Origin of the sequence: Flavobacterium sp. 1355, assembly GCF_017833415.1 — a bacterium.
Taxonomy (GTDB): Bacteria; Bacteroidota; Bacteroidia; order Flavobacteriales; family Flavobacteriaceae; genus Flavobacterium.
The window spans coordinates 199,892-214,713 of sequence record NZ_JAFICC010000010.1 but is presented as its reverse complement, the minus strand read 5'-3'; the positions used below and the strand labels follow the sequence as shown (position 1 = coordinate 214,713).

12 protein-coding genes are annotated in these 14,822 nt (G+C 31.8%); 4 read left to right on the top strand and 8 right to left on the bottom strand.

Annotated features, from left to right (window positions below):
* Window positions 1-92: 92 nt before the first annotated feature.
* The 8 genes from JOD96_RS14540 to JOD96_RS14505 all read right to left on the bottom strand — a co-directional run bounded on the left by JOD96_RS14540 (window position 93) and on the right by JOD96_RS14505 (window position 11,222).
* Window positions 93-1,817: a hypothetical protein gene (locus tag JOD96_RS14540; RefSeq protein WP_209564960.1), complete on the bottom strand. Its 1,725-nt coding sequence runs from the start codon at window positions 1,815-1,817 to the stop codon at window positions 93-95.
* Entirely contained in the window at window positions 1,805-2,980 is a 1,176-nt protein-coding gene (locus JOD96_RS14535; RefSeq protein WP_209564959.1) for a DUF4249 domain-containing protein, read from the bottom strand. The genes JOD96_RS14540 and JOD96_RS14535 overlap by 13 nt, the downstream gene beginning before the upstream one ends.
* Before the next feature lie 52 nt (window positions 2,981-3,032).
* Window positions 3,033-4,214: a DUF4249 domain-containing protein gene (locus JOD96_RS14530; protein ID WP_209564958.1), complete on the bottom strand. Its 1,182-nt coding sequence runs from the start codon at window positions 4,212-4,214 to the stop codon at window positions 3,033-3,035.
* Window positions 4,214-6,994 (bottom strand): TonB-dependent receptor domain-containing protein, encoded by a 2,781-nt coding sequence (locus tag JOD96_RS14525; protein ID WP_209564957.1) that lies wholly within the window; start codon window positions 6,992-6,994, stop codon window positions 4,214-4,216. The genes JOD96_RS14530 and JOD96_RS14525 overlap by 1 nt, the downstream gene beginning before the upstream one ends.
* A gap of 4 nt (window positions 6,995-6,998) precedes the next feature.
* Window positions 6,999-7,742 carry a hypothetical protein gene (locus tag JOD96_RS14520; protein WP_209564956.1) on the bottom strand — a complete coding sequence of 248 codons (744 nt, stop codon included), beginning with the start codon at window positions 7,740-7,742 and terminating at the stop codon, window positions 6,999-7,001.
* A 283-nt stretch (window positions 7,743-8,025) separates the two neighbouring features.
* Window positions 8,026-10,161 carry a polyribonucleotide nucleotidyltransferase gene (locus tag JOD96_RS14515; protein ID WP_209564955.1) on the bottom strand — a complete coding sequence of 712 codons (2,136 nt, stop codon included), beginning with the start codon at window positions 10,159-10,161 and terminating at the stop codon, window positions 8,026-8,028.
* Between the two features lie 174 nt (window positions 10,162-10,335).
* Window positions 10,336-10,602, bottom strand: a complete 267-nt coding sequence (rpsO, locus tag JOD96_RS14510; RefSeq protein ID WP_007804772.1) for a 30S ribosomal protein S15 — start codon at window positions 10,600-10,602, stop codon at window positions 10,336-10,338.
* Window positions 10,603-10,766: 164 nt separating this feature from the next.
* Window positions 10,767-11,222 carry a GAF domain-containing protein gene (locus JOD96_RS14505; RefSeq protein WP_209564954.1) on the bottom strand — a complete coding sequence of 152 codons (456 nt, stop codon included), beginning with the start codon at window positions 11,220-11,222 and terminating at the stop codon, window positions 10,767-10,769.
* Between the two features lie 72 nt (window positions 11,223-11,294).
* Here JOD96_RS14505 and xrtF point away from each other — a divergent pair, with 72 nt between their 5' ends.
* From xrtF to JOD96_RS14485, 4 genes are all read left to right on the top strand, one after another.
* Window positions 11,295-11,831, top strand: coding sequence for an exosortase family protein XrtF (gene xrtF / locus JOD96_RS14500; protein WP_209564953.1), 537 nt, complete (start codon window positions 11,295-11,297; stop codon window positions 11,829-11,831).
* A complete protein-coding gene (locus JOD96_RS14495; protein ID WP_209564952.1) occupies window positions 11,821-12,267 on the top strand; it encodes an exosortase F system-associated membrane protein in 447 nt (148 codons plus the stop codon). Before xrtF ends, JOD96_RS14495 begins: the two co-directional genes overlap by 11 nt.
* Before the next feature lie 45 nt (window positions 12,268-12,312).
* Window positions 12,313-12,708 (top strand): HYC_CC_PP family protein, encoded by a 396-nt coding sequence (locus tag JOD96_RS14490; protein ID WP_209564951.1) that lies wholly within the window; start codon window positions 12,313-12,315, stop codon window positions 12,706-12,708.
* A gap of 101 nt (window positions 12,709-12,809) precedes the next feature.
* Window positions 12,810-14,816 carry a TonB-dependent receptor plug domain-containing protein gene (locus JOD96_RS14485; RefSeq protein ID WP_209564950.1) on the top strand — a complete coding sequence of 669 codons (2,007 nt, stop codon included), beginning with the start codon at window positions 12,810-12,812 and terminating at the stop codon, window positions 14,814-14,816.
* Window positions 14,817-14,822 lie beyond the last annotated feature (6 nt).

Below are 14,822 nucleotides of genomic sequence, written 5' to 3'. Positions count from 1 at the left end.
GATATAAACTAGTCTTAAAAAAGAGTTCCCATTAGATAAAATAAAAGCTCCCGTTTCAGCAGAAACGGGAGCTTTTATTTTTATAAAAAAGATTAATTTACAGAAGAATCTTTTACTTCAATAATTTCTTTTAATGTAACCGGAGTTCCGTTTTTGGTAAAGCCCTCAAGTTTTATTTCAAAACTTCCCGAAAGATCTGATGTATAAAAAGAGTTATTTGACTCGTCATTTAATTTTACATCAGGATTCCAAAATAATTGATTTCTAAAATCCGGAATTCTGGCATTATCCGCAATATTATTATAATCAATCTTGTTATAAAGTTTTTTCGGCTGCGGTCTTAAAATAGTTGGTTTTGCAATTGAAGTTCCACTTTGTGAGCTTTTGAAATCCTTGTCAAATGTTGTAAAACTTATTAAGCCATTAAAAGATTTTGAGCCAACGTAATATCTTCCGACAATAACATCAACTTTATAAACACCTTTCATATTGTATTTAGCCAGTTCGTTTTGGTTTTCTAAATACAAACCATCAACCAACACCAATGCCGGATCTGGCAGTTGAGGAAAAACGCTCGGATCATTGACATGTAAATAAAGTTTGTCTTCTTTTTGTTTTTGATACACCTCGACAACTACTTCTGTGATTGTTTCCTTTAATGTCTTGAATCGTGTAAAATCATCTAAAACATATTCTTTTGCAACTGGAAAATAAAAAGTTTCAAGTGTTTGACTTTTTACAATATTATCTACTTTTTTATGATAATAGGCATTTTCTACCTGACTGGAAATAGATCTGTCTAAAAGACTTTCTTTTATTGAATATGACAGATTTGAGTTTTGCTCAAAAGATAAGTTTGAATACGCTATTTCCGGTGCATTGTTTACAATTAGATTGTAATTATTTGCTTTTTCGTCAATAATCTGGACAACAACTTCCTGAGAATAGTATGTTTTATTTATACTAAAAATAAAATTGCCATTCGCATCTGTTTCTACTACTTTAAAAGCAAATGACTTACCAGGTATTGATAATGCGATTGATATGTCTCCGACCTTATCTGAATTGTTTTTTGCTGAAATTTTTCCGGAAATAATCTCTCCTCTTAGTTCTGGCAAAACTATTTTTTTATTTTGATCTTGTAAATCCAGAATTAACGGATAATTTGTTTTTGCAGCAAAATCCAGGGCTGAAACCTGACTTTTAGAAGGGATGTTGTCTAATTTTCTAACTGACAATGAGTAATTTCCGTTTTGAAAAACTGAATTTGATGATTCAATTATTAAATCCACCAATTCACGATTTGCAAAAGATTTTTTATTGATTTTAAATTTGATGTTCTCATTCAGAATGCTGTTTTCATTTGATGCGACAGCAGTTAAAATGTTTTCAGAAGTAGTTTTTTCTATAGCTTTATACGGATTGATAATATTAATATCTATTTGAAACAATTCAGAAACGGGCTTATTTAACATCCAGTTGGTATAACCGATAAGTTTGTAATTTCCTGTTTTTAAAGTTGTCGGAATAAAATAATCACCTTGTCCGGTTGCGTTTTCAAGAGCAATTTTAGTCTTAAAAACAGATGTTTTATTATTATCTACAAGTTCAACATAAGCAACTTTGCTTATTGTACTAGGTGTTTTATCAGTCGATTTTAAGCACAGCACTTTATATAACAAAGTTTCTCCGGAAACAAATGTTGTTGCATTTGCATGAACAAAAATTGTTTCATCTAAAGTGATGGTTTGTTGTGCGCTGGTGAATTGTGTACTTACTAGTACAAACAATGCAATAAGGTGTTTTATTCTGTCCAAAATGAAGGTATTACGTTAGAAGAAAATGATGTGCAGTCTCCGCATTCGACATCTACTAGTTTATAGCTTTTGCCAGAACCACTAATATATGTCATTAAATTTTTGTTTATATTATAAATCATAGTGTCTCCCTCACAGCCATCACCAATGAAACAAAAATTAAACGGAATGTCTTCGCAAGTGTTGAAATATGGTGCAGGTTTTCCCGGAAAAAAATCATTATAATTAAAAAATATTCTTTGCTCTGATACAGATGCTACCTCAAAAAAACCGAGAACTTTTGTGCCGGGATCACTGATGCATTTAATGTTTCCGGAAAGGAAACCTGGTTGTTTAGGAGATAGAACTCCAGAAGAATTAGATAAATCTTTTAAGGTTTTATGAAAAGTATAAGCCTCTAAGTTCTCAATATATTGTTTGACCAATATGCTGTATCTGTGTCCGATAATGTAATTATTCTCTTCAATAAATCGAATAGGAAAACTTACACGATCTTCAGTTTTGTCATTTGTATTTTCCAAAAGAATTTCTGTTGAATTTTTAGTCGAATAACATGTTCTTGTATTTACATTATTCGTTATAAGTTGTACAGATTCTGGGCCAGTTGCAACAATCTTAACTGCTGACCATTTTGGGGCTATAATTTTATATGTTTCTTCATATTCATAACGATAGTATTTTGATGTCTGGCCAGCATCATAGCTGTTTACATTAATTTGAATACCAGTTTCGTTCTTTTTATTCGTTGTAAGTGAAGGTGTTACACTTTGAATTGGGTTAATGCTGGTTAAGATTTGTGGAATTGATCGATATATTTTTCCATCTTTCGTAGTGATTTCCAAGGTATACTTTCTTTCCGGTACAGCCTGAAATGCAGTTGCTGATTTGTATGTACCTGCATTTTCTGTAAATGGATATTCATTATTATTATCATCTTTTACGACAACTTTCGCTCCTGTTTCAAGCTTAATACCTTCATCTTCAAATTTTGATGTTTTTGAGATTTTTATTTCCTGATTTTTAAGCTCATTTGTTAAAGTTGCTTCAATCACAATAATTTCTTCATAGGTATTACTTAATAAGGGATATGTTTCTGTACAGCCATTTAATAAAACGGACAGTATAGAGAAAAGGATTATATTTTTTATTTTATAAAATTTCATTGCTTTAAAACCTGTTTTTTTTCTAATTTTTAAATGCTTCTTATACTTTATTTTAATCTACCCAAAAAGGTGGTTTTATATTGGATGCAATTTTTGTACAATCTCCACAAGGTGCATTAACCCAATAAATATGAGAGGTGCCTGAACTGTGAAAAGTAATTAGTCCAAATACAAAATCGTCAAGTAAGGGCAACTGATGTGTACATGGTACAGGAACCTCACCTTCACCCCCGTAACAAAATTGATCGCAATCTACAATATAAGGTGGAGGCAATTCATTTGGAAATAAATCATTATGATTAAAATAAATTCTTTCTGATGATACCGAAGCAACATCAAAATAGCCTACTATTTTATTACTTGGATTGTTTACAGACCTTAAGTTACCCAATAAAAGTCCTGGCTGATTTGGTGCTAAAATATTTCCAGAACCTGCCATTTTTTTTAAAGTAGTATTATAACTATACGACGGAAGGCTTATGATGTATTGTTTTACTAAAATACTATATCGGGTTGTTGTAATGTAGTCTTGTTTGTCTATAAAACGAACCATAAAATCAACCCGATCTTCAGTTAAGTTGTTGGTATCAGTTAACAGCAGTTCGGTATTTTTTTTGCTTGCATAGCAAACTATTTTGTCGGTTGAATTTTGGCTAAAAACAAAACGGCCATTCTCATCTAAAGTCACCTTGATTGATGACCATTTCGGAGCTACAACCTTATAAGTTTCCTCATATTCATATTTATAGTATTTTGATTTAGCACTAGCATCAAAACTATTTACTCTAATGGCGATACCTTTTGCTTTATCTTTTGTTTCAACTGCAGTTGTTAAACTTTGTATTGGACTCACAGCTGTTAAGTATTCGGGTGAAGATTCAAAAGATTTACCATCTTTTGTATTAATATGCAGCTGATATTTTCTTTCAGGTACAGCTTGAAATTCGGTTATAGAAACGTATCTGTCAGAGTCTTCTTTGAATTTATACTGATTCCCTGTATCATCTGTTATAAACACTTCAGCCCCGCTTTCAGGCAAATAATTTTCATCCTCAAATCTGGCTGTTTTGGTAATTTTTATTTCCTGATATTTAAGTTCGTTTGTAATTGTTGCTTCGACAACTATTGCTTCTTCATAGGTATTAGTCAACAAAGGATATGTCTCTGTACAGCTAATAAATAATAGGCTTGACAGAGTACAAATAATGATAATATTTAATTTATAAATTTTCATTAAAATTTAAAATTATAAGTAATACTTGGCACAGGAATAGAGAAAATAGATGTTTTGTATCCTTTTACTTTTCCATTTTGATCTGTCACAAAATAAATGGAGTACGGATTATTTCTTCCCAACACATTATAGACAGAAATATTCCAGAAACTATGAGCCAGTTTTTTTATTTTATGATTTCCTTCAATATTAATTCCAATATCTAAACGAATATAATCCGGTATTCTATAGGCATTTCGGTCACTATATAAAGTATATTCAGCATCACCATAATGGAATGTTCCAATAGGATAAGTAATTGGTCTTCCTGTTTGGTATAAAAAGTTGGTTGATAAACTGTAACGTCTTGTAAATTTATAATTTAAAATGGCACTTAGGTCATGTGGCTTATCAAAATTTGCCGGAAAATATTTTCCGCCATTTACGATTTCAGAACTAAACTGACTATCCAGTTTAATTTGAGAACGAGAATAGGTATAACCTATCCAGCCGTTTAATCTTCCTTCGGTTTTCTTTATTAATAATTCAATACCATATGCTTTTCCTTCTCCTTGTAATAATTCAGTTTCAACATTTTTATTTAATGAAACCTGGGCACCAACTTTGTAATCAAGAATGTTTTTAGATTTTTTATAATATCCTTCAAGACTAACTTCATATTCTCCGTCTTTTAAGTTTTTAAAAAGGCCCAAAGAAACTTGCTGCGCACTTTGAGGAGCTACATTAGAATCAGATAATTTCCATGTATCAGTTGGAGATTGCGTAACATTGCTCGATAAAAGATGAACATATTGTCTTGTGAAATCATAACCTGCTTTTACTGAAAAATCCTCTGTAATAAAATAACGGGCTGCTAAACGGGGCTCAAGTCCTCCATATGTTTTTACGACCTCATTATTTTTATAATTTTCAGTTCCAATCACTGTTTCATCGGTTAGAGGCAGACCATCCTGATAAATTCTTACTTCCGAGGGGCCCAAAGAAGCATAATAAGAATATCGTAAACCTAAATCAAGCAGAAGCTTGTCACTGAATTTGAAACTATCGGCAAAATAAACAGCGGATTCAAGTGCTTTTTCTTTTGCAATATCAGTCGCAATTAATGTTGCCTCCGGGTTTGTAGGGTGTTGATAACCAGGAGAAATGTTGTATAATTTACTCGCAACACCATAAGATAAATTATGCTTTGGAGTGAGCTGATAATTGAATTTTAACTGTAATTGTGATTCATTTACTTTATATCCAAATTCGAAAGAGTTTACATCATTTGAATCATAATCAATATTAAATTTATATTCACTATTAGTAAAAATTAAGGCTGCCTTGCTTTTTTTATTAAAAGTATGGTCCCATTTTACAGAAGCAAGCCTGTTACTGTATTTATAAATAGAATCTGAACTAAGACTAAAACGATCATGACTATAATATGCTGTAGCTTCTATAGTATTGTTGCCGTTTATGTTGTAATTGTATTTTAAAATTCCGTCATAAAAACCAGCCTGGCTATTTTTAAGATTTTCATCATCCAATGATTTTAAGATCCAATCAGAATAAGTAGCACGGCCTCCAAAGATAATACTTGATTTATTTTTTATAATTGGAGTACTAATCATAAGATTTGAGGTTATTGGTCCTATAGCACCTTCACCTGAAAATTTTTCAGGATTACCATTTTTTGTTGTAATGTCAAATACAGAAGACAATCGGCCTCCAAAATCGGCGGGGATACTCCCTTTGTAAATATCTGCTTTTTTAGCAGTGTAAGGATTAATAGCAGAGAAAAAGCCTAAAAAATGCTGCGGATTGTATAAAACCGCATTGTCTAATAAAATAAGATTCTGGTCATCTTTTCCACCTCTTACGTTAAAACCTGCAGATCCTTCTCCGGTAGTTTTGATTCCCGGAAATGTTGTTGCAACTTTTAGGATGTCTCTTTCACCTAAAATTAAAGGAACATTTTTGATGCCTTCTATATCAATTGAGACTAGTCCCGAAACAGCAGTTTCGGTTTGTCTTTTTCCTTTTTTATTAATTACAACTTCATCTAACTGATTTGATTTGTCATTAAGATTAATGTCAAAATTACCATCGTCATAAACCATCAAAGTTTTTGTAACATCTTTATGGCTCAAAGATTTTATTTCGATAACATTAATTCCTCTTGGAAGCTGTAAAGTATAATTACCATCAGGATCACTTGAAGTGCTAATGTTTTTATTTCTGACTTTAATATAAATATTGGCTTCAGGTTTTCCTGTTTCTTCATTTTTCACAGAACCCGAAACAGTAAAGTTTTTTTTGGTCAAATCCTTATTTTCTTTTCCAATAAAAACAATAGAGGCTTTTTTTGTAACACTATAGGTATTTAAGGAATCATATTGCTGATAAAAAACCGGGTTATCTGGATTTGCTCCGTTGTTATTATCAATTTCTGCCGGAGCATCCGGAAAATAATTTGCCGGTAAATCATTATGAATAGTACTATTAAGAGTTAGTATTATTTTCTTATTTAGTACTATAAAATTTAAATCGGTCTTGCTTAGAATTTTATCCAGTAAATCATCGATTTTTATATCTGTATAAGAACCGGTGATTAATATTTTGTTTGAATTAAGCCAAATTGGATCAAAATAAAATTTATATGAAGTTGATGCTTCTATAGATTTTATTGCATTTTCTAAAGTTTGATCTGTGAATGTAATCGATACTTTCTCATCTGAATTTTGAGCAAAAGATAATTGAAAGAATAAGATAACTAAGGCGAGTAAAATTTTTTTCATTGTCTTATTTCGTTTGTATTGAAAGAGAATTATTAATGTATTTCATCAAATTTTTCATAAACTGATTCAAATCCGTCTTTCTAAGTTCTCTATTCATCAAATAAAACCCATTGATTTGTTTTTTTTGTTCAGGAAATATTTTAATTATCTCATTTTTACTATTGATCTGATATACTTTGTTTTTTAAACTAAGGAAATAAGAAGTGTTTTCCTTAAAAGTATAAGATAGTATACCTTCAGAAATAACTTTTTGCTGACCTTTATGATGTTTGATATAAAATATAAAATCCGGAGCAATTTTACTTTCCTCATAATATCCAGTAGTAAATTCTGGAACGCCATTATCTTTTTTGTCAATTTTTATAAAATTCCTGTCTTTAATAGAAAAAGATTCTACCTTATTTTGGATAAGATTTATACCAATATTTTCAGATTCAAACGGGTTTAAGACCAAAATATCTCTATAAATGTCATATTTCAGTTTTACATTATAATAAGTTTGACCTTCATAAGTTAGGTTTCCAGATTCGTATTGGTCAATTAAATAAATGTTATTATCACCAACAGTTGCATACGGATTATTATGAGGCGTGCCATTAATAATGTCAAGATTTTCTTTACCAACTGTTTTATCAAACCAGTTATAAGTAGAGACTTCATTATTGATGGATTGACTGTGAATATTTGAAATGCTTAATAATAATCCAAATAAAATAAGGAAAGAAGTTTTATTTTGATAATTTTTCAAAGGATTGTGTGATTTAAGGATTTGTTTTGGCGATTTCAAATATATTAAAAAAATGTTATAGATAATACATAAAACCGTTAAAATGTAATAAAAACACTATTCCTTTTAAGTGAGATACATGATTTCTATTGTGATTTAGGATTTTTGATGAATAAATCTTAATATCTTCGTCCGATTCTACATATAATTAAAAGAAGCATTAATTGCAAAAAACGAAAAACCCCAATTCAAATTTATGAATTGGGGTTTTCTATGAATAAACCTTTAGTAAACTAAGATCTGATTACTCTTTTTTCTCCTCACGTGGAGGTCTTGGAATAAGTGCTTTTCTTGACACTTTTTCTTTTTTAGTTTTAGGATCAACACCTAAGTATTTCACTTCAAAAACATCACCCATGTTAACTACATCAGTAACATTTTCAGTACGCTCCCAGGCAAGTTCAGAAACGTGTAATAAAACCTCATTTCCTGGCGCAGCAGTATATTCTACTACAGCTCCAAAATCCAACATTTTAATTACTTTAACTTCATAAGCTTCTCCCATTTGTGGTTTGAAAGTGATTGACTTAATTTTTGCCAATACTGCTTCAATTCCGGCAGGATCTGTACCTAAAATTTCAATAACACCTTGCTCGTCAACCTCATTGATAACAATAGTAGTTCCTGTAGCTTTTTGTAATTCCTGAATTACTTTTCCACCAGGTCCGATTAATGCTCCAATAAAGTTTCCAGGAATAGTTCTGGTAATGATTTTTGGCGCATGTGCTTTTACGTCACTTCTTGGTGCAGCAATTGTTTCGGTTAATTTACCTAAAATGTGTAAACGTCCGTCACGTGCCTGAGCTAAAGCCTGCTCCATGATATCATAACGTAAACCATCAATTTTAATGTCCATTTGACAAGCAGTAATTCCATCAGCAGTTCCTGTTACCTTAAAGTCCATATCTCCTAAATGATCTTCATCACCTAAAATATCAGACAATACAGCAAATTTTTCTCCATCAGTAATTAATCCCATAGCAATACCAGAAACTGGTTTTACCATTTGAACCCCAGCATCCATCAAAGCCATTGTTCCGGCGCAAACAGTTGCCATAGAAGAAGAACCGTTAGATTCTAATACTTCAGAAACAATACGAATTGTATAAGGACAATCTGCAGGGATCATGTTTTTTAAAGCTCTTTGAGCTAAGTTACCGTGACCAACTTCTCTTCTTGAAGTTCCTCTTAGAGGTTTTGCTTCACCAGTAGAGAAAGGAGGGAAGTTATAATGTAAATAGAATTTCTCTTCACCTTGTTCAGATGGAGAATCGATTTGGTTAGCTTCTCTTGAAGTCCCAAGAGTTACTGTAGCCAAAGCCTGAGTTTCTCCACGTGTAAATAAAGATGAACCGTGAACTCTTGGTAAATAATCAATTTCACACCAGATTGGTCTGATATCTGTAGTTTTTCTTCCGTCTAAACGAACTCCTAATTCTAATACTACATTACGAACAGCTTCTTTGTTTGTTTTGTAGAAATATTTAGAAACTAAATCTCCATCAGCAGCTAATTCTTCTTCTGTAAATAAAGCTTTTACTTCTTCTTTTACTTCAGCAAATGCAGCACCTCTTTCGTGTTTAGCCGAACCAACTTTTGCAATAGCATAAATTTTATCGTAAGCCGCATCTTTTACTTTTTTGTAAATTTCTTCGTTTTCTCTCTCACCTTCGTAAGTACGAATTTCTTTTTTACCAAAAGCAGCTTGTAAACGCAATTGCGCCTGAATTTGAACTTTAATAGCTTCGTGAGCAAATTTAATAGCTTCGATCATTTCAGCCTCTGAAATTTCTTTCATCTCACCTTCAACCATTGCAACAGAATCCATAGAAGCACCAATCATCATATCGATATCTGATTTTTCTAATTCTGTTCTGCTTGGGTTGATAACAAGCTTTCCGTCGATACGTGCAACACGTACTTCAGAAATTAAGTTATAAAACGGAATATCAGAAACTGCTAATGCTGCAGATGCAGCTAAACCAGCTAAAGCGTCTGGCATAACTTCTTCGTCATGAGACATTAATTGAATCATAACCTGAGTTTCAGCATGGTAATCATCTGGGAAAAGCGGACGCAATACACGGTCAACTAATCTCATTGTCAATACCTCGCTGTCGCTTGGACGTGCTTCTCTTTTAAAGAAACCTCCAGGGAAACGACCTGCTGCTGCAAATTTTTCGCGGTAATCTACCGTTAATGGTAAAAAATCAACGCCTGGGTTAGAGGTACGGGCTGAAACTGCTGTTGCAAGTATCATCGTATCTCCCATTCTTACTACTACAGCACCATCAGCTTGTTTTGCTAAACGTCCTGTCTCGATTGTGATGCTTCTGCCATCACCTAAATCGATTTTTTCTACAAATAATTGTGGAATCATAATTTTTTTCCTTTTTGATTATACAATGGGTTCTAGTTGTGTTGTAGTTGTTGTGTGTAGTTGTTGTATTCTAAAACCCAATGAAAAACCAAACTTTTTTTCTTGTAATAGCCTGAAAGACTTATATTTTGTAAAAACAAAAAGAGGCACTCTCGCACCTCTTTTCTATATTGATTATTTTCTGATATTCAATACTTTGATAATCTCACGATATCTGTTGATCTCTTTCTTTTTCAAGTAATCCAACAAAGCTCTTCTTTTACCTACTAATAGTACAAGAGAACGCTCAGTGTTGTAATCGTGACGATTTTTTTTCAAGTGCTCAGTTAAGTGTGAAATTCTGTAAGTGAACAATGCAATCTGACCTTCTGCGCTTCCAGTGTTTGTTGCACCACCGTGTTGTGCGAAAATCTCTTCTTTCTTTTCTTTAGTTAAATACATTCCAATATTATTTAATGATTTTTATGTATGTCATACAACTTTTGTAAGACGGGTGCAAAAATACATCTTTTTTTCTAAAAAATAAATTTAAAGGTTGAAAAATTTAAAGATTACACATTTTAAGCTGAAATAAATATTTTTTTTGTGTTTTAAGAAATGTTTTTTTAGAAAAGTTTAGCAACTTCTTGATTTACAAACTCTAAAAATCTTTCGTCTGCTTCTGTAAATGGGTTAATAACATGACTGTCTATATCAATTTGTCCAATATTTTGTCCATTGACAAATAACGGAACCACGATTTCAGATTTTACTGTAAAACTGCATGCAATATAATTGTCCTGTGCAGCAACATCCGGCACTACAAAATTGGCATTGCTTTCGGCAACCTGACCACAAATCCCTTTTCCAAAAGGAATAACAGTATGATCTGTTTCTGCTCCTACATAGGGTCCTAAATGCAGTGTCTTACTTTCATGATTGGCAAAATAAAACCCAACCCAATTGTAATATTCTACATTTTCATTTAATAATTGGCAGATTGACAACAATTTCTCGTCTCTAACTTTATTGCTATCAGCTACAATAGCGCTTATTTTTGGTTGTAATTCCTGAAATGTCATAATGGAAAATTTTTGTACAAAAGTATTTAATGCTGAATTTAAAAAATACATAAATTTGTTAAAAAATTTCCTTTGAAAAAATATTTGCAACAGTTTAGACCTTTCCTTGTTTTTATAAGCACTTTTTTTGCTGCTTATATCATTTTTACATTGGTTTACAGGCTGTATTTAAACAACTTTGAAACGAATGATATTGATGGAATAACCAATATAGTTGGTCAAAATGTACATCAGCTTATGCAGTTATTTAATTGTGATGTAAAAATTATCAAAAGCATATCAAATCCATCTTTGCAACTTTGGTACAATAATAAATATACATTAAGAATTATAGAAGGCTGTAATGCTGTAAGTGTTATTATTTTATTTGTTTCTTTTATAACAGCTTTTGCAGGAAAATTAAAAACAACAATATATTTTATTCTGTTCGGAGTTTTTTTAATTTATGTTTTGAATATTATACGTATTGCTCTTTTGGCAGTTTTGCTATTTCGCTTTCCTGAAAAAGAACATATTCTTCACGGGGTTCTTTTTCCGCTCATTATATATGGGCTGGTTTTTATCCTTTGGGTTTTTTGGGTAAATAAATTTTCAAAATATGCTAAATAAAATTCAAGAGCATAAATTCAAAATCATAATAGCAATCTTTATTGTGCTTTGCTTTGTTTTGATCAGAAGTTTTGAAAACCAATTGTTTTATGATCCATTGCTTGTTTATTTTGATTCTGATTTTAAAAGTTTGCCTTTTCCTGAAATAGATTTTTTAAAACTTTTTTTTGGACTCTTATTGCGTTATTTTTTAAATTCTGCCTTATCTCTTTTACTTATTTACATTCTTTTTAAGGATATGGAAATTTTCAAGTTTAGCACATTTCTTTACTTGTTTTTTTTTCTTATTCTTTTCGGAATGTTCTTTATAATTCTTAAGTTTTTTCCAGATGGAAACTGGCTCCTTTTTTACGTCAGAAGATTTATTATTCAGCCCATTTTTGTCCTCTTATTTATTCCTGCATTTTATTATCAGATGCAAAATCTTAAAAAATAACATTTCATTACATTTTTTTAAACTCTTTTTGAATAATTTTGCAGTATGAGTTTAAAGAAATGCACAGGATTATTTTTGGCCTTCCTTTTGTTGGTTTCCAACATTGGGTTTGCTTTTGATGTGCATTATTGCGGAGGAAAAATAGCTTCGATATCTTTAAATGCTACAGAAAAGGCTACAGAAAAAAAATGCTGTGGCGCTGTCGAAAAGAAAAATTCATGCTGTAAAGACAAAACAGTTCATTTTGAAAAAAAATCAGATGATGCTACTTTCAAAATTTTCTTTTTTCAAATTGCTTTTCCTGCAGTAATTCAGGAGTTCAATCCTATCACTTTTCTTGCAATTCCAAATTTCAGGGGTAATCAGATTATTTCGTATTATTCAGATGCGAATGCACCCCCCTTATTCAAATTATATAATCAATACATTTTTTATTCCTGATTTTAGTGTTTAGAATCAAGCATTCCTATGCTTGTGTTTTACTGTTTTTTGTTGTTAAACAATTAAAAAACAGCTTCTAAATAACATTAAAATCAATTTTTATGCAAAAAAATATAATGCTTTTTGTTATGTTTTTGCTTTCTGTTTCTATGTTTTCTCAAGAAGACCTGGAGGAAGTAAAAATTACAAAAAAGCAAAAAGGAATAAAAAAATCCTATACTCTTACAGCCAATACCTCTGTCATTACAAGCAAAGAACTTTTAAAGGCGGCTTGTTGTAATCTGGCAGAAAGTTTTGAAACGAATCCGTCAATAGATGTCAATTTTTCTGATGCCTTAACCGGAACAAAACAAATAAAAATGCTCGGATTAACAAGTCCGTACCTAATGATTACCGAAGAGAACATCCCTTCCGTGCGAGGAGCTTCGCAGGCTTATGGGTTGTCTTTTACTCCGGGAACCTGGATCGAAAGTGTACAGATAACAAAAGGAGCAGGAAGTGTCATTAACGGTTACGAAAGTATTTCGGGGCAAATCAATACAGAGCTTTTAAAGCCAATAAACGATATTCCGTTTTTTTTAAATGCCTACGGATCAACTGATTCCCGCTTTGAATTGAATACACATTTCAACAAAAAAATATCTGATAAATGGGCAACCAGTTTGTTTCTTCATGGAAATACACGTGTTGCAAAAAACGACATGAATAACGATGGTTTTCTGGATAATCCGTTAGGAAAGCAAATAAATATCCTCAATAGATATCAGTATTATAACCCCGAAAGTGGTTTGGTAAGTTTTATCAATTTCAGATATATGAATGATAAAAAACAAACCGGAGAAGTAAATTTTGATAAAGACAGAGATAAAGGAACTACAAATTATTGGGGTTCAGAAATCAATACCGAGCGATTTGATGTTTCAACCAAAATAGGCTATGTCTTTCCGGATATGCCTTATCAAAGCATTGGTTTTCAAAACGCTTTTAATAGTCATAATCAGGAATCTTATTTTGGTTTAAATCAATATAATATTAAGCAAAACAGCTATTATTCTAATTTGATTTTTAATTCGATCATCAATAATACAATGCACAAATTTACGACCGGATTAAACTTTGCTTATGATCAGTATCAGGAATTTGTGAATGTAAACAATTACAGCAGAACCGATAATTCTGTTGGAGCTTTCTTTGAATATACGTATGACAATACCGATAATTTTAGCTTGATTTTGGGCGGAAGAGTTGATAATCATAACAGACTTGGCTTTTTTGTGACACCTCGTTTGCATTTGCGTTATAATCCCTGGAAAGACGGAGTGCTTCGTTTCTCTGCCGGAAGAGGAAAACGATCTGCTAATATTTTTGCCGAAAATCAACAGCTTTTTGCCAGTTCTAGAACTTTTTCAATTCTGGATAATAATGGAAAGATTTATGGTTTGAATCCGGAAATTGCGTGGAATTACGGACTGAGTTTTTCTCAGAAATTTAAAATCTTTAATAAAAATGCAGAGGCAGGTTTTGACTTGTATAGAACCGATTTTCAAAATCAGGCAGTAGTAGACGTGATGCAAAGTCCACAGGAAGTTCTGTTTTATAACCTAAAAGGAAATTCGTTTGCAAATAGTTTACAGGTTGAATTTAATTATGAATTAGTGCATAATTTAAATTTGCGAACAGCCTACAAATACTATGACATTCAAACCGATTATTTGAAGGGAACATTTCAGCGTCCGTTGCAGGCCAAACATCGTTTTTTAGGGAATTTGGAGTACGAAACCAATTTTAATAATGATAGGCAATGGAAATTCGATTATACTTTTAACTGGTCGGGAAAACAACAATTGCCTTATACGGCTACAAATCCTGCTGCGGATCAATTTTCTGAATTTTCACCATCATATGCTGTGATGAATGTTCAGGTCACAAGAGTTTTTTCTCCTGTATTTGAGGTTTATGTAGGAGGGGAAAATATTGGAAATTACAAGCAGGAAAAGGCAATATTAGGAGCAGATGATCCGTTTGGACCAAATTTTGATGCTTCAATTGCTTACGCTCCAATTTTTGGACAAATGTATTACGCAGGATTGCGATTTAAAATCAAATAAAATCAA

Bases quoted from the DNA above. Each gene is read 5' to 3' on its own strand.
- JOD96_RS14535 (WP_209564959.1), bottom strand. From the start codon at position 2,980: ATGAAATTTTATAAAATAAAAAATATAATCCTTTTCTCTATACTGTCC.
- JOD96_RS14530 (WP_209564958.1), bottom strand. From the start codon at position 4,214: ATGAAAATTTATAAATTAAATATTATCATTATTTGTACTCTGTCAAGC.
- JOD96_RS14525 (WP_209564957.1), bottom strand. From the start codon at position 6,994: ATGAAAAAAATTTTACTCGCCTTAGTTATCTTATTCTTTCAATTATCT.
- JOD96_RS14515 (WP_209564955.1), bottom strand. From the start codon at position 10,161: ATGATTCCACAATTATTTGTAGAAAAAATCGATTTAGGTGATGGCAGA.
- rpsO (WP_007804772.1), bottom strand. From the start codon at position 10,602: ATGTATTTAACTAAAGAAAAGAAAGAAGAGATTTTCGCACAACACGGT.
- JOD96_RS14505 (WP_209564954.1), bottom strand. From the start codon at position 11,222: ATGACATTTCAGGAATTACAACCAAAAATAAGCGCTATTGTAGCTGAT.
- JOD96_RS14495 (WP_209564952.1), top strand. From the start codon at position 11,821: ATGCTAAATAAAATTCAAGAGCATAAATTCAAAATCATAATAGCAATC.
- JOD96_RS14490 (WP_209564951.1), top strand. From the start codon at position 12,313: ATGAGTTTAAAGAAATGCACAGGATTATTTTTGGCCTTCCTTTTGTTG.
- JOD96_RS14485 (WP_209564950.1), top strand. From the start codon at position 12,810: ATGCAAAAAAATATAATGCTTTTTGTTATGTTTTTGCTTTCTGTTTCT.